Annotated in this window: 12 protein-coding genes; 10 read left to right on the top strand and 2 right to left on the bottom strand. The window is 72.5% G+C overall.

The features are described from left to right. Positions 1–46: 46 nt before the first annotated feature. The 4 genes from ACYVK7_RS13275 to ACYVK7_RS13260 all read left to right on the top strand — a co-directional run bounded on the left by ACYVK7_RS13275 (position 47) and on the right by ACYVK7_RS13260 (position 5,119). The gene (locus tag ACYVK7_RS13275; protein ID WP_460888191.1) at positions 47–1,306 is read left to right on the top strand and encodes an ABC transporter substrate-binding protein; all 1,260 of its coding nucleotides are present in this window, start codon (positions 47–49) and stop codon (positions 1,304–1,306) included. A gap of 42 nt (positions 1,307–1,348) precedes the next feature. After that, complete coding sequence (locus tag ACYVK7_RS13270; RefSeq protein WP_460888190.1) at positions 1,349–2,215, top strand: dihydrodipicolinate synthase family protein; 867 nt, start codon at positions 1,349–1,351, stop codon at positions 2,213–2,215. A gap of 60 nt (positions 2,216–2,275) precedes the next feature. Beyond that, positions 2,276–3,775 (top strand): exo-alpha-sialidase, encoded by a 1,500-nt coding sequence (locus ACYVK7_RS13265; protein WP_460888189.1) that lies wholly within the window; start codon positions 2,276–2,278, stop codon positions 3,773–3,775. Between the two features lie 306 nt (positions 3,776–4,081). Next, positions 4,082–5,119 carry a TerC/Alx family metal homeostasis membrane protein gene (locus tag ACYVK7_RS13260; RefSeq protein WP_460888188.1) on the top strand — a complete coding sequence of 346 codons (1,038 nt, stop codon included), beginning with the start codon at positions 4,082–4,084 and terminating at the stop codon, positions 5,117–5,119. Between the two features lie 154 nt (positions 5,120–5,273). Here ACYVK7_RS13260 and ACYVK7_RS13255 read toward each other — a convergent pair whose 3' ends face one another. Both ACYVK7_RS13255 and ACYVK7_RS13250 read right to left on the bottom strand, forming a co-directional pair. Beyond that, complete coding sequence (locus tag ACYVK7_RS13255; RefSeq protein ID WP_460888187.1) at positions 5,274–6,056, bottom strand: hypothetical protein; 783 nt, start codon at positions 6,054–6,056, stop codon at positions 5,274–5,276. Between the two features lie 20 nt (positions 6,057–6,076). Beyond that, complete coding sequence (locus tag ACYVK7_RS13250) at positions 6,077–7,573, bottom strand: DUF1963 domain-containing protein (protein WP_460888186.1); 1,497 nt, start codon at positions 7,571–7,573, stop codon at positions 6,077–6,079. 98 nt (positions 7,574–7,671) lie between these two features. Between ACYVK7_RS13250 and recQ the strand changes: the two genes are divergently transcribed. The 6 genes from recQ (at position 7,672) to ACYVK7_RS13220 (ending at position 15,365) form a co-directional block, all read left to right on the top strand. Continuing rightward, positions 7,672–9,519, top strand: coding sequence for a DNA helicase RecQ (gene recQ / locus ACYVK7_RS13245; RefSeq protein WP_460888185.1), 1,848 nt, complete (start codon positions 7,672–7,674; stop codon positions 9,517–9,519). A gap of 52 nt (positions 9,520–9,571) precedes the next feature. Next, positions 9,572–10,234 carry a GntR family transcriptional regulator gene (locus tag ACYVK7_RS13240; RefSeq protein ID WP_460888184.1) on the top strand — a complete coding sequence of 221 codons (663 nt, stop codon included), beginning with the start codon at positions 9,572–9,574 and terminating at the stop codon, positions 10,232–10,234. Between the two features lie 133 nt (positions 10,235–10,367). Further along, positions 10,368–11,714 carry an MFS transporter gene (locus ACYVK7_RS13235; RefSeq protein WP_460888183.1) on the top strand — a complete coding sequence of 449 codons (1,347 nt, stop codon included), beginning with the start codon at positions 10,368–10,370 and terminating at the stop codon, positions 11,712–11,714. Continuing rightward, complete coding sequence (locus ACYVK7_RS13230; protein ID WP_460888182.1) at positions 11,711–12,619, top strand: dihydrodipicolinate synthase family protein; 909 nt, start codon at positions 11,711–11,713, stop codon at positions 12,617–12,619. The genes ACYVK7_RS13235 and ACYVK7_RS13230 overlap by 4 nt, the downstream gene beginning before the upstream one ends. Beyond that, complete coding sequence (locus tag ACYVK7_RS13225) at positions 12,616–13,764, top strand: mandelate racemase/muconate lactonizing enzyme family protein (RefSeq protein WP_460888181.1); 1,149 nt, start codon at positions 12,616–12,618, stop codon at positions 13,762–13,764. The genes ACYVK7_RS13230 and ACYVK7_RS13225 overlap by 4 nt, the downstream gene beginning before the upstream one ends. Positions 13,765–13,868: 104 nt before the next feature. Continuing rightward, positions 13,869–15,365 (top strand): aldehyde dehydrogenase family protein, encoded by a 1,497-nt coding sequence (locus ACYVK7_RS13220; protein WP_460888180.1) that lies wholly within the window; start codon positions 13,869–13,871, stop codon positions 15,363–15,365. Positions 15,366–15,571: the final 206 nt, after the last annotated feature.

Below are 15,571 nucleotides of genomic sequence, written 5' to 3'. Positions count from 1 at the left end.
CCCCCACCGACGGGGAAGCCCATCCACCTCTTGGAGTCCCAGCACCATGAAATCAAGGAACATCGCCACAGTCGCCGGTGTCGCCGTATCGCTCGCTCTGACGGGCTGTGCGTCCGCGGAGCCGACAGCGGGGTCCACAGAACCCACCGACGCCCTCACCATCGCGACGACCTCGAACAACCAGGCCCCGATGGAGGCCGTCATCGAGGCCTACAAGGACAAGACCGGTCACGACGTGAGCCTGACCGTCTCGGACACCTCGCAGTTCCAGACCACCATCCGCACCCAGCTCTCCAGCGGCACGGCCCCCGACGTCTTCACCGTCTGGGCCGGCGGCGGCAACCCGGGCGCCATCGACGTGCTCCAGGGCGGCGGCTACCTTGCCGACCTCTCCGACCGCGAGTGGGTCGACTCCGTCGACCCGGGTACGGCCGAGACGCTCCAGATCGACGGGAAGACCTACGGGCTCCCGTCCAAGCTCGACGCGATCGGCACCATCTACGACAAGGCCACGCTGGACGAGCTGGGCCTCGAGGTGCCCACCACCTACACCGACCTCCTCACGTACTGCCAGGACGTGCGGGACGCCGGCAAGGTCGCCTTCGCTCTCGGCATCCAGACCGACTGGGTCACCCAGCTCATCCCGTACGCCCTGGTCGCCTCGACCGTGTACGGCGAGGCGCCGGACTTCGACCAGCAGCTCGCCGACGGCTCGGCGACGTTCGCAGGTTCCGGCTGGTCGGCCGCGTTCGAGAAGTACCAGGAGATGAGCGAGGCCGGCTGCTTCAACGACGACCCGCTCGGCACCGACGTGACCGCCTCGTACAACCTGGTCAACTCGGGTGAGGCCGTCGGCGTCGTCCAGGTGCTGGCCTCCTACCCGCAGATCGCCTCGACGGCACCCGAGGGCACCGACTTCGGGTTCTTCCCGCTGCCCGGCGACGACTCGGGCACCAACCCGATCCCCCGCGGCATCGGCGTGAGCTTCGCCGTCAACGAGTCGGCGACCAACAAGGCCAACGCGCTCGACTTCGTGGACTGGCTCGCCACCCCCGAGGCCACGAGCGTCTGGTTCGGGGCAGCTCCGGGCATCCCCGCTCTTGCTGACGCGGACGTCGAGCTCGACCCGGTCATGCAGTCCGCGTCCGACCTCATCGCCGCGGGCGAGACCGCCCCCATGCCCGACCAGGGCTGGCCCGACGCCAAGCCGCAGTCGGCCCTGTTCGTCGGCACCCAGCAGCTGTTCTCCGGCCAGGCGGGGGTCGACGACGTACTCGGCTCGATGGACGAGGCATATACCGGCTGACGCGACCGCTCAGCCGCTGACGAACCAGAAGAACAGGTACACATGCGTTCGCACGACATCATCACCGCCGTCCCCCTCTCGTTCCGCGCCGACGGCAGCCTCGACCTCGACGGCTCGCGGGCGATCCTCGCGTACGTCGCGGCGTCGGGGGTGCAGGGCGCCCTCGTGCTCGGCACGACGGGTGAGTTCCCTGCCCTGTCGATCGAGGAACGAAACACGGTGGCCGCGCTCGCGACGGAGGTTCTCGGCGACCTGCGCGTCATCGTGCACGTCGGCGCGGCGAGCCGGTTCGAGGTGTCGCAGCTGATCGAGGGAGCCCGGCGCGCCGGCGCCCGCGAGATCGCCGTGCTGACGCCGTACTACCTTCCCGCACCCCCGGACGAGGTGTACGAGTTCTTCCGCGACGTGGTCGCGGAGGCCGAGGGGCTCGACGTCTACGTGTACATGTTCGAGGCGCGCACCGGTATCCCTGTCGACGAGGACCTGATCGTGCGCCTCGCCGGGCTGGACGGGGTGGTGGGCGTCAAGGTGAGCGGCGAGTCGCTCGACCTCATCTCGGCGTTCCGGGCCCGGCTCCCGGAGGACTTCGTCATCTACACGGGGGCGGACGGCGATTTCGCGCGCGCCGGTCACGCCGGTGCCGACGGGGTCATCTCCGGCGTCGCCTCGGTGTTCGCCCGACCGTTCGTCGCGATGCGGAAGGCCCTGCTCGCAGAGGACGGGGTGCGGATCGCAGCCCTGCAGGCGGACATCGACGAGGTCGTCGAGGCGGTGGACGGCTCCTCCGCGCGGATGCGGGCGGTCCACCACCTCGCCGGCCGCCCGGTCGGGGGCAAGCGGATGCCGATCCCCGACCCGGACGAAGAGGTGCGCGCGCGCCTGAAGCGCGCGATACCCACCTACCACTAGTACGTCGGCGCCCGACGACGGGCGCCGACCGACACGACCGATCACAGAGGAGAAGCAGCGTTGCTCTCACACACCTCACGCTCCCGCCGGACCGCGGTCCTGGGTTCGCTCACCGCCGTCGTCGCGCTCGTCGCGACGCTCACGACGGGACCGGCCGCCGCCCAGAGCGACGAACCACCGTTCCGCGTGGTCGACGACCTGATCGACACGACCGACGCGGTGGCGCTCGGTCTTCCGCAGCACGAGGGCGCGGAGACCACCACGGTCTTCGCTCCGGGCGCCGACGACCCGAAGTTCAACCACGGCGTCGTCCTCATGCCGTTCAAGGGCAAGCTCTTCGCGCAGTGGCAGAGCTCGGCGCTCGACGAGGACGCACCGGACACGGTGGTCACGTACAGCGTCAGCGACGACGGCGACTCGTGGTCGGAGCCCACCGCCCTCACCGAGCCGCGTTCCGACGGCTACACGTCGAGCGGCGGCTGGTGGACCGACGGCAAGACGCTCATCGCCTATCTGAACGTGTGGCCGGCGGAGCTCGACCCGCGCGGTGGCTACACCGAGTACGTCGCGAGCCGCGACGGCGTCACCTGGACGGAGCCGCGACGGGTCACCGACGCGGACGGCCGGCCCGTCGAAGGCATCATCGAGCAGGACGTCAAGGCGCTGCCGAGCGGCCGGCTGCTGACCGCGTTCCACGTGCAGCCCGGCCTCTTCGTCAAGCCCTACTACACCGACGACCCGCGCGGCATCACCGGCTGGACGCAGGGTGCGTTCGAGAACCAGCCGAACACCGACGAGATGTCGCGCGAGCTGGAACCGAGCTGGTACGTGCGGGAGGACGGCGCCGTCGTCATGGTGTTCCGCGACCAGGGCGGCAGCACGCTGCGGAAGCTCGGCTCCGTGAGCGAGGACGGCGGCGAGACCTGGACCACGTCCCAGCTCACGAACGTGCCCGACTCCCGCACCAAGCAGAGCGCCGGCAACCTGCCCGACGGCACCTCCTACCTCGTCGGCAACCCCACGGGCACACGCAACCGGTACCCGCTGTCGATCCTGCTGAGCGCGGACGGCGAGACCTTCGACACCGGATACACCCTGCGCGACGCGAACGACCTCCAGCCACGACGGTACGAGGGGCTGTACAAGAACCCCGGCTACAGCTACCCCAAGAGCGTGCTCTGGGGCGACGACCTGTACGTCGCGTACGGCACGAACAAGGAGGACGTGGAGATCACGCGGGTGCCGCTGGACACCATCTCGGTGCGCGAGGCACCCGGAGCCGTCGAACGGCCGGTCGCCGACGGCGGCCGGGAGTCGCTCGCGGTCTCCTGGCAGGCACCGGCCGACACCGGCGACGCCGCGCTCACGAGCTACGTCGTGACTGCGACCGCCCGCTCGGGTGCGACGGTCCGGACCGAGGTGGGACCTGACGGGACCGACGCGGTCCTGACGGGAGTGCGTCCCGGCCGGTACGAGGTCACGGTGACGGCGGTCAACGGGTTCGGGTCCGGCGAGACCTCCGAACCATCACACTGGACGACGGTGAACCACCGGGGCTGACACCGGGTCTGTCATCGACGTCATGCGTTCGAAGAACCAGCTCGCTGCGCACGCTCTCGACAAGAGCGTGCGCAGCGAGCCCGGACCTCGTCGAGAAATAGAGCACGTTTTCCCCCGCCGCCCGCCCGCGTGAGGTAGTGTGTGCCCTGCGAGGGGAGTACTTCCCTAACATCGTCCGGTCATTACGGCGCACCAGCGACCTCGGGCGGCGACCTTGCGGAGCAAGGTGAAGGAGACCTCGGAGCCAACTACCTTGGGGACTCCTTGCTCGCACACCTGACCAGTTCTGCCCCTGCCCTGACCTCGGTGGCCACCCCCACGCTGTGGGCCGTCACCCTCGTCGGCGTCCTGGCCCTGATCGCCGTCGACTTCCTGCTCACCCGACGCCCGCACGAGGTGTCCATGCGGGAGGCGATCGGGTGGAGCGTCTTCTACATCGCCCTCCCGCTGGCGTTCGGCGGCTGGATCTGGGCCACGTTCGGCTCGGACACCGGCGTGCAGTACCTCACCGGGTACCTCGTCGAGAAGTCGCTGTCGGTCGACAACCTGTTCGTGTTCATGCTGCTGCTCACCGCCTTCGCCGTACCGCCGGCGCTGCAGCAGCGTGTGCTCCTGCTCGGCATCGTCGGGGCGCTGGTGCTGCGTGGCATCTTCATCGCGCTCGGCGCGGCGGTCCTCGCCAACCTCAGCTGGGCGTTCCTCCTCTTCGGCGCCATCCTCCTCGCGACGGCGGTCAAGATCCTCGCGGACCAGCTCCGCGGGAGCTCGCACGACGTGGACGTCTCCGAGCTGCGCTCGGTCCGGCTGATCCGCCGCTTCATGCCCGTCACCGACGACTACCGCGGCCCGCGGCTGTCGGTGCGCGAGGGCGGGCGGCGCATGCTCACCCCGCTGGCCGTCGTGGTCGTCGCGGTCTTCGCCGCCGACGTCGTCTTCGCCGTGGACTCCGTGCCCGCCGTCTACGGCATCACCAGCGACCCGTACCTCGTGTTCGCGACCAACGCCTTCGCCCTGCTCGGCCTGCGCGCCCTGTACTTCGTGCTCCAGGGCGCCCTGAGCAAGCTGGTGCACCTCGGGTACGGGCTCGCGACCATCCTCGCGTTCATCGGCGTGAAGCTCGTGCTGCACTGGGCCCACGGCATCTGGGCGGGCGTCCCGGAGATCCCGACGCTCGCGTCGCTCGGCGTCATCCTCGGTGTGCTCGCCGTCGTCACGGCGACCAGCCTCTACGCCACCCGGGGGTCCGGGGAGCCGGACGCCGACCCGCGCGACGCGGTCCCCGACGACGCCGTCCTCGACGGGGCACGGGGAGACGGGGCCGCGGAGGCCGCGGACCGGTCCTAGCCCGACCGCGGCGTCGTCGAGGGGCGCAGCGGCCGGGACCGATGAGTGAGCGGCTCCCCCTGTGGAAGGGAGAGCCGCTCACAGTCCGCTGTCTCATTCGGACCCGCCGGCGCCCGCAGGCGCCGGAAGTATGGTGCCCAGCCTACAGGTTCGCCTACCGGGTCGCGGTGCGTGCCCAGGGCAGCGGTGCGCGCCGCGCCAGCTGCGCGAGGACGGTTCCGGCCGACGCGATGCCGAAGGCCGCCGCCGTGCCGAGGGGCACCACCAGCAACGCGACCAGGAGGCAGAACGCCGCGAACCCGACCAGCCCGGCCAGGACGCCGCGCAGCAGGTGCACCGCCTCGCCGGACCCGTGCTGCGCGAGCGCGAACGCGGCGACCACGCTGGACGCGATCGGGAACGGGGCGAGCACCCCGGTCATCCCGGGGCCCAGAGTGCCCGACAGGGTGGTGACGACCACGACGAGCAGTGCGGTCGCCGCGGCACGACCGGGCAGGTCCCACCACGGCCAGACCACGGCGCGGCGCGCGACCCGTGCGCCGGACGCCGGGGGCATCGCCCGGCCGGCGCCCCACATCGCCCCGAGCGCCAGTGCGAACCCCAGCGCGGGTGGTACGGACAGCCGGGCGAGCGCGACGTCCGCCGTCAGGCACGCGGCCCAGGCGGCGCCGAGCGAGCCCGCCCAGCCGATCCTGCGGGAGCACCACGCGAACACCACGGCGAAAAGGGCGAGCGTCGTGAGACCCAGCAGGGCGGACGAGGCGGCGGCGGCCCCGAACCGGGTGCCCTGCTCCAGGCAGGTGATCAGCAGGATCGGTCCGGCGACGATCGGCAGTCCCACCAGCACGCCTGTCGCCCGGGCTCCCCATCGGCGGCCGGCGAGGGACGAGCCGGCGACGAGCGCGGGCGCCAGCAGGAGCTTCAGCAGCAGCGTCACGCGCACACCTTAGGTCGTGGTCAGGGGTTGGCGTACAGCTGCACCACGACCCGGTCGAACCGGCGTGCCGCGAGGTCCTGGCGGGTGATCGTCCAGTACAGGATGCCCATCGGCACCCCGACCCACTGGGCGAGGACTGCCCAGTCCTCGGGGTGGGAGTAGTTCTCGCCCGGCTCCTGGACCGCCGAGGCCCGTGCCGGGTCGCCGTAGCCGTCGAAGTCGTAGGCGTGTCCGCCGAGCTGCCACTCGCCGCCCCCGTCGGTCTGCTCCGACCACACGTCCTGCAGCGCCTGTGCGTGGGGGTGCCTGGCGCGGTCCTCGTCGCCGAGCGGGCAGGACGGCAGCGACACGCCGGGGACGAGGCGCAGGTCGCCGGTGCGGCGCAGGTCGGCGTCCAGGTCCTCGGGCGAGTCGTACTCGTACGGCTCGTAGTCGAGCGTGACCTCCCGCTCCTCGACCGGTGCCCCCGCGGGGACGTACACGGCCCCGCCGGCCAGCATGGTGGCGTCCAGGTCGATGTCCGCGAACAGGAGCACGTGCCCGTCGTCCGGGAACGGCAGGTCGGTCGCACCGGGTGGGACGGCCGCCAGGTCGAGCGTCGCGATGAGCTGGTGCTCGTGGGGGCGGTCGGGGCCGTACGCGGTGGCCGCGGTGTGGGTTTCCGGCGGGAGCATCAGCGGGCTGCCGAGGCGGCCGACGACGGGGCCGCCGCCGCCGGGCGCGGTACGCAGGGTCGGGCGGGCGAGGCCGAGCCAGCGGTCGACGTCGTCCGCGGGGACTCCCCTGTCGAGTGCCTGTTCCCGGAATCTGTCGAGCCACCACAGCGTCGGTGCGGGCAGGGTCCTGACCGACGGGTGCAGCACGCCGGCGCCGAACTCCCAGCCGGGCTCTGGCGCCACGACGCCTGGTTCGCCGCGGTCCGCGAGCCATTCCGCGGCGGAGGTGCGCGCCGTGTCGTCGGGACCGACCAGTGCGTCGAGCGCGGCGGCCCGGGCGTCCGGGTGGTCGCCGAGCACCCGCCGGGCGGGCAGGCGGTGCCGGCCCGCGCAGAGCGCGAGCTCGGTCAGGCGCGGGACCAGCGGCTCGGGCGTGGCCGGGAACCGTTCGAGGACCGTCAGGATCATCGTGCGCGTGTCGACGGCCCGCTGGTCGGGGTGCTGCTTGTCGTCGCCTCCGTCGAGGTACTCGTGCGCGAGGTCGAGGCGCTCGGCGAACAGCGGCCACCAGCGGTCGGCGACCTCCGGTGGCGGGACGTGCCCGTGCTCGCGCGCGCTGGTGACGAGGAGCCCTGCGGCCCACCGGTCCGCGTCGGCGTCCCCCGCGGCGCGGCGCGCGTCCCGCAGGGCGCGCACGTCGGGCAGCACCGCCACCAGCCTCTGGGCGATGCTCCAGGTCCGGTCCACGTCGGGCCCGCTCCCGGGCCGCAGGGTGCGCAGGTGCCGGAGCTCCTGGACGAGGTCCGGGTCCTGGGGCGGCGTGACGGCGGGCACCGGGACGCTCTCGTCAGATGGGTACATACCGGGAGTTTATGGTCGCCCACTGACACGACCGGTCGTGCCGCACGGGGCGGGCGTCCCGGCGGCCCGTGTCAGCGACCCCTGGCACACTGGCGGCCATGACGCTCCCGGACGCCGCCCTGACCGCGCCCGCCCTCGACGTGCTCCGTGATGTCTTCGGCTACGACGCGTTCCGCGGCGCCCAGCAGGAGATCATCGAGACGGTGGCCGGCGGCGGTGACGCCCTCGTCCTCATGCCCACCGGCGGCGGCAAGTCGTTGTGCTACCAGATCCCGGCGCTCGTGCGGCACGGGACCGGCGTCGTGATCTCGCCGCTGATCGCGCTCATGCAGGACCAGGTCGACGCACTGGACGCGCTCGGTGTGCGCGCCGGGTTCCTCAACTCCACGCAGGACCCTGACCAGCGCCGCGCCGTCGAGCAGGCCTACCGCTCGGGCGAGCTCGACCTGCTGTACCTGGCCCCGGAACGGCTCGGCGTGGACTCCACCGCCCGGCTGCTCGACCAGGGCACCATCGCACTGTTCGCGATCGACGAGGCACACTGCGTGTCCCAGTGGGGCCACGACTTCCGGCCCGACTACCTGCGGCTGAGCGAGCTGGCGGAGCGCTGGCCCGGTGTCCCCCGCATCGCCCTGACAGCCACGGCCACCCAGCACACGCGCGAGGAGATCGCCACCCGGCTGGGCCTGACCGAGGCGAGGCACTTCGTCGCCAGCTTCGACCGGCCCAACATCACCTACCGGGTCGCCCCCAAGGACAACCCGGGCCGGCAGCTGCTCGACCTGCTGCGTACCGAGCACCCCGGAGACGCGGGGATCGTGTACTGCCTCTCCCGCGCGTCGGTGGAGAAGACCGCCCAGCAGCTCACCGCCCAGGGCATCCGCGCGCTGCCGTACCACGCGGGCCTGCCCGCCCCCGTGCGCGCGGCCAACCAGTCGACGTTCCTGCGCGAGGACGGCGTGGTCATGGTCGCGACCATCGCGTTCGGCATGGGCATCGACAAGCCCGACGTCCGCTTCGTCGCCCACCTCGACCTGCCGAAGTCGGTCGAGGGCTACTACCAGGAGACCGGCCGCGCGGGCCGGGACGGCCTTCCGGCGACGGCCTGGCTCGCCTACGGGCTGGCCGACGTCGTCCAGCAGCGCAAGATGATCGCCGAGTCCGAGGGTGACCTCGCCCACCGCCGCAGGCTCTCGTCCCACCTCGACGCGATGCTGGCGCTCTGCGAGACCGTCGAGTGCCGCCGCGCCCAGCTCCTGCGCTACTTCGACCAGGACCACCCCGGCAGCTGCGGTGCGTGCGACACCTGCCAGAACCCGCCGGAGGCGTGGGACGGCACCGTCCCGGCGCAGAAGCTCCTGTCCGCCGTGTTCCGGCTGGACCGCGAGCGCAACCAGCGGTTCGGCGTGGGGCACGTGGTCGACATCCTGCGCGGCAAGGCCACGCCCAAGATCACGCAGTGGCAGCACGACAGCCTCACCGTCTTCGGCGTCGGCGAGGACCTGTCCGACGGCGAGTGGCGGTCGGTCGCCCGCCAGCTCCTGGCGCTGGGCCTGCTGGAGGTCGACCCGAACCACGGCACGCTCGTGCTCACGGAGGCCAGCACGGAGGTGCTCGGCCGGCGGCGCGAGGTGCGGCTGCGCCGTGACCCGCGGCCCCAGGGCGGGGCGCGCAGGCCGGCGCGCTCCGGCGGCTCGCGCCCGGAGGCCGCCCCGCTGTCGGACGCCGACCAGCCGGTGTTCGAGCGGCTGCGGGCCTGGCGGGCGGCGACGGCCAAGGAGCAGGGCGTGCCCGCCTACGTGGTGTTCCACGACGCTACGCTGCGGGCGGTCGCCGGTGAGCGCCCGGTGGACCTGGACGCGCTGAGCGGGATCAGCGGCGTCGGCCAGGCCAAGCTGGACCGGTACGGCGAGGGGATCCTGGCGGCGCTGCACGCCGTCGAGTGACCGCGTGACAGGGTGTGCGGGCGGCACACCGCACCCTCGCGCGTCATATATGATGTACGACGTGCCTACGATGCCCCCAGCTCCGATCGCCCTGCCCTCCCGCACGGAACACGCGCTCGCGACCATCAAGGAGGGGATCCTGAGCGGACGTCTCGCCGCCGGCCAGGCGCTCGTCGAGGCGGACCTCGCCCAGGAGCTCGCGATGTCGAAGACGCCGGTGCGTGAGGCGCTCAAGATCCTGGAGATGAGCGGGCTCGTCGTCGTCCGGCCCTACGTCGGTGTGCGCGTGCGCGAGCTCACCCAGGCCGACGCCGTGGCCATCTACGAGACACGGCTCCTGCTGGAGCCGGAGGCGACACGGCGCGGCGTGCTGGGCGGCGTCGACGTCGTGGCAGCGCGGGCCGCGCTGGAGCGCGCGGCCGCCGCGACCGAGCCCGCCCAGCGCAGCCTGGCGAACCGTGCGTTCCACGCGGCGCTGTGGGCGGCCGCCGGCAACTCGATCCTCGTCGGCATGCTCGAAGGCCTCCGGGACCAGACGGCGCTCGCCGCGGTCACCACCTGGGCGCGGCAGCCGAGCTGGCGCGACGAGGCACAGGAGCACGCGCAGATCCTGGCCGCGGCGGAGGCGTCCGACGCCGACCGCGTGGCCGACCTGACCCGCCGGCACATCGCCGGCTTCCTCGACCGGCTCCGCCAGGGAGGTGCGACCGACTGACCCGCGAGCCCCGCGATCGCGGGGACCTGCACTGCGAGGTACGGCCCGTTCACCGCCAAGTTCCCGGGCCGCACCTCTGAAGCGAGTGCTCCGAGACGGAGCACCACACGTCACTCGATAACAAGGAGCAACGATGCTCAATAGTACAAAGCAGCCTGCGTCCACCGCAGCCCGCGCCCGGCGCAGCCAGATGCGCTGGACGGTCGTCGCCTTCTCGGCGCTCGGCCTCACGATCGCCTACCTCGATAGGGCGGCGCTCAGCGTCGCGCTGCCCTTCATCTCCGAGGACTTCCACATCAGCCCCGCGATGCAGGGGGTGCTGCTCTCCTCGTTCTTCTGGACGTACGCGCTGTTCCAGGTGCCGTCCGGCTGGCTCCTCGACAAGTTCGGCCCGCGCGTCATCTATCCCATCGCGGTCGGGTGGTGGTCGCTGTGGACAGCACTCACCGCGTTCGCGACGGGGGTCACGAGCCTGATCGTCTTCCGGCTCGGCCTCGGGATGGGCGAGGCACCCGTGCAGCCCGCGAACATCAAGGTGGTCTCGACCTGGTTCCCGCGCCGAGAACGAGCGTTCGCCTCCAGCCTGTTCGACATGGGCCAGCAGATCGGCTCGGCCCTCTCCATCCCACTCGTCACGTGGATCGCGGTCTTCGCGGGCTGGCGGTGGACGTTCGTCGTCATCGGTGCGATCGGGCTCCTGTGGATCCTCGGCTGGCTCGCGATCTACCGCGCCCCGCAGAACCACCGCCGGGTGAACCCCGAGGAGCTCGCGTACATCCGCTCCGACCAGGCGGAGATGGTGCGGCACTCCGGGGAGACCGTGCGCTGGAGCGCGCTGCTGCGTGACAACCAGACCTGGGCGCTCATGCTCGGCTACGTCTTCCGCTCCCTGGCGGGGGCGTTCTTCCTCACCTGGTACCCGAGCTACCTCCTGGGCGAGCGCGGGTTCACCGAGGCCGAGTTCGGCATGGTCGGGGCCCTGCCCGCGGTCATCGCCATCGGATCGACCGTGCTGGGCGGGATCGTATCGGACCGGATGCTCGCGTCCGGGCTGTCCCCCAACATCGCGCGCAAGGTGCCGATCATCTCGGGGCTCGTGCTGAGCGCGTGCATCGGGTTCAGCCCGTTCGTGGAGAGCAACGTCGTGCTCATGGTCATCCTGACCGTGTCGAGCGCCGCGCACTCCTTCGCGGGGGCGGCGATCCTCAGCCTGCCCGCCGAGGTCTCCCCCAGCCCCGAGCGCGTCGGCTCCCTGGCCGGCTTCCAGAACTTCGGGTCGCAGGTCGGCAACCTCATCAGCCCGATCGCCATCGGTCTGGCCCTGACGGCCTCCGGGGGCTCCTACCTCTGGCCGCTCGTGCTCGCGGCGGTCAGCTGCCTGGTGAGTGCCGCGATCTACGGGTTCTGGGTGCGCATCAAGCCTGTCGAGCAGGCCGACGAGCAAGAGCTCGCCGGCACCCAGCAGAACGGAGAATCATGACCCGGCACCACGACATCGTCGCGCGCCTCGAGACGGTGGTCGGCATCCCCGTCGTCCCCTATGGTCCCGACGGCGGCGTCGACCTCACGCTCGCCGGACGGCTCGCCGACCGCCTGATCGGGTCAGGGCTCGGGGCGATCACCCCGAACGGCAACACCGGCGAGTTCTACGCCCTGTCGCCGCGCGAACGCGCCGACGTCACCCGCACGGTCACCGACGTCGCCGGTGACCGGGCGGTGGTCATCGTCGGCGTCGGCCTCGACCCCGCCACGGCGCGTGCCGAGGCGCGGCAGGCCGCGGAGCTCGGTGCCCACGCGATCATGGTGCACCAGCCCGTGCTGCCCTACATGTCACGGGCCGGCTGGGTCGAGTACACGGCGGCGGTCGCGAGCGCCGTGCCCGGAACGGCCGTCCTGCCCTACGTCAGCTCGACGGCGATCCGCGGCACGGACATCGCGGCCCTTGCCCAGGTGGCACCCAACGTCGTCGGGGTCAAGTACTCGGTCCCCGATCCCGTCGCCTTCGCGGAGACCGTGCAGGAGACGGACGCCGACCTGCTCTGGATCGCGGGTCTGGCCGAGTCGTACGCGCCGTCGGCCTGGCAGGCGGGTGCACGTGCGTTCACCTCCGGCCTGGTCAACGTCGCCCCGGAGATATCGTTCGGGCTCCTCGACGCGCTGCGGCAGGACGACGCCGCCGGCGCGGCGGCGGTGTGGCGCCGCATCCGCCGGTTCGAGCACCTGCGCGCCCGTGACCGGTCGGCGGACAACGTCTCCGTCGTGAAGGAGGCCATGCACCAGATGGGCCTGTGCGACCGGTCCGTCCGGCCCCCGAGCACGACGCTGGCGGACACCGACCGGGCGGAGATCTCGCGGATCCTCGACGACTGGAAGGCCACGGTATGACGACCGGCATGAAGATCGACCGGCTCACCACCTACCTGCAGCGCGTGGGCGACCGCCCGCGGGTGCTGCTGCGGGTCAGCACCGTCGACGGCATCGACGGCTGGGCGGAGATCTACAACCACGGACCCGATCGCGCCTACCCCGCGATCATCGAGTACATCGCGGACCAGATCGCCGGGATCGACGCGTCGCGCGTCGCCTTCGTGAACCAGCTGCTGCACCAGTCCGGCCGGTTCCCGCAGGGGGCGCTGGGCCTCGCGGCGATCGCCGCGGTGGACCACGCGCTCTGGGACATCGCGGCGAAGGCCGCGGGGGTGCCCGTGTACCAGCTGCTCGGCGGTCGCGTGCGGGACCGGGTCCGCGTCTACGCGGGGCTCTACTCGGCTCCCGACGTTCCCGACCTGCGCGACCGCACGGCCGAGCTGCACTCGACGCTCGGTGTCGACGCCTTCAAGCTCAGCCCCTACCGGCGCGACCTGCACCGGTCGCGGTTCGGGCTCGTCGCGCGGGAGCTCGGCGACTGGTTCGCGGACATCCGTGCGACGCATCCCGACGAGTGGGAATTCGCGTTCGACGCGCACGGCTGCCTCTGGGAACCGAGGCAGGCCGTCGACCTCGCCGCGGCGCTCGCGCCGAACGAGCCGATGTTCCTCGAGGAGCCGATCCGCCCGGAGTACCTGCCTGCCTGGGGACGGATCCGCGCGGAGATGGCGGTGCCCCTGGCGACGGGCGAGTCGCTGTACTCGCCGAACGAGTTCCTGGGCCTGCTGACCGTGCAGGGCGCCGACATCGTCCAGCCCGACATCTGCGTCGTCGGCGGGCTGACGCAGATGCGCAAGATCGCCACCCTCGCCGAGGCGCACGACGTCCCCGTCGCACCGCACAACCCCCTGGGCCCCCTGGCTACGGCGGCGAACCTGCACTTCGCGGCGGCGACCTGGAACTTCTCGATCCTCGAGTACAAGCCCGACGACGTGTCGTGGTGCCACGACCCCTACGTCCCGGTCGACGGGCACCTCGAGCTGCGGCCGGACCGGCCGGGCTGGGGCATCGAGATCGACGAGGCGGCGCTCGCCCACGACGACTGGGTGCACTGGGAACGCAAGGTCCCCGTGCGCAGGGACGGGTCGACGGCATGGATGTGAACGGAACGGATGTGAACGGCATGGATGCGAACGGGATAGGTGCGAACGGGACGGATGCGAAGGGCACCGACACGGAGGTGGACAGGACGGCCGTCAGGCGGCCGGTGACGAGCCGCGACGCGCGCACCGGCGAGGAGCGCGAGCTCCCGGCCCGGGAGACGACGCCGGACGAGCTCGACGCCGTGCTGGGCCGCGCGTCCGGGGCGGCGGACCGGCTCGCCGCCCTGCCGCGGGCGTGGCGGGCGGACCTGCTGGACCGGCTCGCGGATGACCTGGAGGCCGACCGCGACGCGCTCGTCACGGAGGCGGACCGCGAGACCGCCCTCGGCCAGGACCGGCTCCGGGGCGAGATCACCCGCACGGCGTACCAGCTGCGCGCCTTCGCCGACGTCGTGCGCGAGGGCGCCTACCTCGAGGCGACGATCGACCACGCCGGACCCACCCCCATGGGCCCACGCCCCGACCTGCGCCGGCTGCTCGTGCCGCTCGGTCCGGTCGCCGTGTACGCGGCGAGCAACTTCCCGTTCGCGTTCTCCGTGCTGGGCGGCGACACGGCGTCGGCGCTCGCCGCGGGCAACCCGGTGGTCGTGAAGGCGCACCCGGGCCACCCCGCGACGTCCGAGCTCGTCGTGCGGCTCGCCGAGCGGGCCGCCGGGGAGTGCGGTGCGCCCGACGGCACCATCGCTCTCGTGCACGGTTTCGACGCGGGGCTCCGGCTCGTGTCCCATCCGTCGGTCCGGGCGGCGGGGTTCACGGGATCGCTGGCGGGCGGACGTGCGCTCGCCGACGCCGCGGCGGCGCGCCCCGCGCCCATCCCGTTCTACGGCGAGCTGAGCAGCATCAACCCGGTGCTCGTCACGCCGAGCGGCGCCCGGGCGGACGCCGCCGGCTACGGCCGTGGGCTCGCCGCGTCGGTGCTCCAGGGCGGGGGGCAGTTCTGCACCAAGCCGGGCCTGCTGCTCGTCCCGGTCGGCGAGGCGGGCGACCAGGTGGTGACGGCGCTGGCCCAGGCCATCGAGCGAGCGCCCGCGTCCCCCGCGCTCACGGCGGGGATGGCCGACGCGTACGAGAAGGGGGTGACGGCCCGCTCGCTCGACGCCGTCGTCCGGGCGCGAGGCCAGGGTGCCGGCACGGGAGCAACGCGGCCGGTCCTGCTCGAGGTCGCGGCCGGGGCGCTCACCTCGCGGCTCGTCGACGAGTGCTTCGGGCCGCTCGCGGTCGTCGTGCGGTACGGCTCCGACGCCGAGGCGGTCGCCGTCGTCGAGCGGGTCGAGGGGTCCCTCACCGCGAGCATCCTCACCGGTGGTGCGGACGACCGCGACCTGCCCGCGGCGCGCGGCGCACTCACCGCGCGCGCCGGCCGCGTGCTCTATGACGGCTACCCGACCGGTGTCGCCGTCAGCTGGGCACAGCACCACGGTGGGCCGTGGCCGTCGACCAACACGCTGCACACCTCGGTCGGCGCCACCGCGGTGCGCCGGTTCCTGCGGCCGCTCGCGTGGCAGCAGGCACCGCAGCACGCTCTTCCGCCCGAGCTGCGGGACGGCCCGCCGCTCGTCCCCGTGCGGATCGACGGGACCCTCGTGCTGCCGGAGGCGTGAGGGTCGGCGGAGCGAGGTGACCCGCCGCCGGCCGCGTAGCCATCCCGGCGCCGTCGGCCTAGGCTGGGGGTCTCCTCCTTTCCGCGACGACGACGTGGCGGTGGCACCTGATGAGCTGGCACTTCTGGTTACGGCCGGCGCGTACGCCGGATCCCTTGGTCACGCTGCGGCTGCAGGTGCGGCTCGGAGAGCTCGCCGCCGAGCTG

This window comes from Promicromonospora xylanilytica, assembly GCF_054782895.1.
This window is presented reverse-complemented; position numbering and strand designations above follow the sequence as displayed.

What these genes read in the sequence shown, in the direction of transcription:
- ACYVK7_RS13275 (WP_460888191.1), top strand. Translation starts at nt 47, where the DNA reads ATGAAATCAAGGAACATCGCCACAGTCGCCGGTGTCGCCGTATCGCTC.
- recQ (WP_460888185.1), top strand. Translation starts at nt 7,672, where the DNA reads ATGACGCTCCCGGACGCCGCCCTGACCGCGCCCGCCCTCGACGTGCTC.
- ACYVK7_RS13225 (WP_460888181.1), top strand. Translation starts at nt 12,616, where the DNA reads ATGACGACCGGCATGAAGATCGACCGGCTCACCACCTACCTGCAGCGC.
- ACYVK7_RS13270 (WP_460888190.1), top strand. Translation starts at nt 1,349, where the DNA reads ATGCGTTCGCACGACATCATCACCGCCGTCCCCCTCTCGTTCCGCGCC.
- ACYVK7_RS13240 (WP_460888184.1), top strand. Translation starts at nt 9,572, where the DNA reads ATGTACGACGTGCCTACGATGCCCCCAGCTCCGATCGCCCTGCCCTCC.
- ACYVK7_RS13230 (WP_460888182.1), top strand. Translation starts at nt 11,711, where the DNA reads ATGACCCGGCACCACGACATCGTCGCGCGCCTCGAGACGGTGGTCGGC.
- ACYVK7_RS13250 (WP_460888186.1), bottom strand. Translation starts at nt 7,573, where the DNA reads ATGTACCCATCTGACGAGAGCGTCCCGGTGCCCGCCGTCACGCCGCCC.
- ACYVK7_RS13235 (WP_460888183.1), top strand. Translation starts at nt 10,368, where the DNA reads ATGCTCAATAGTACAAAGCAGCCTGCGTCCACCGCAGCCCGCGCCCGG.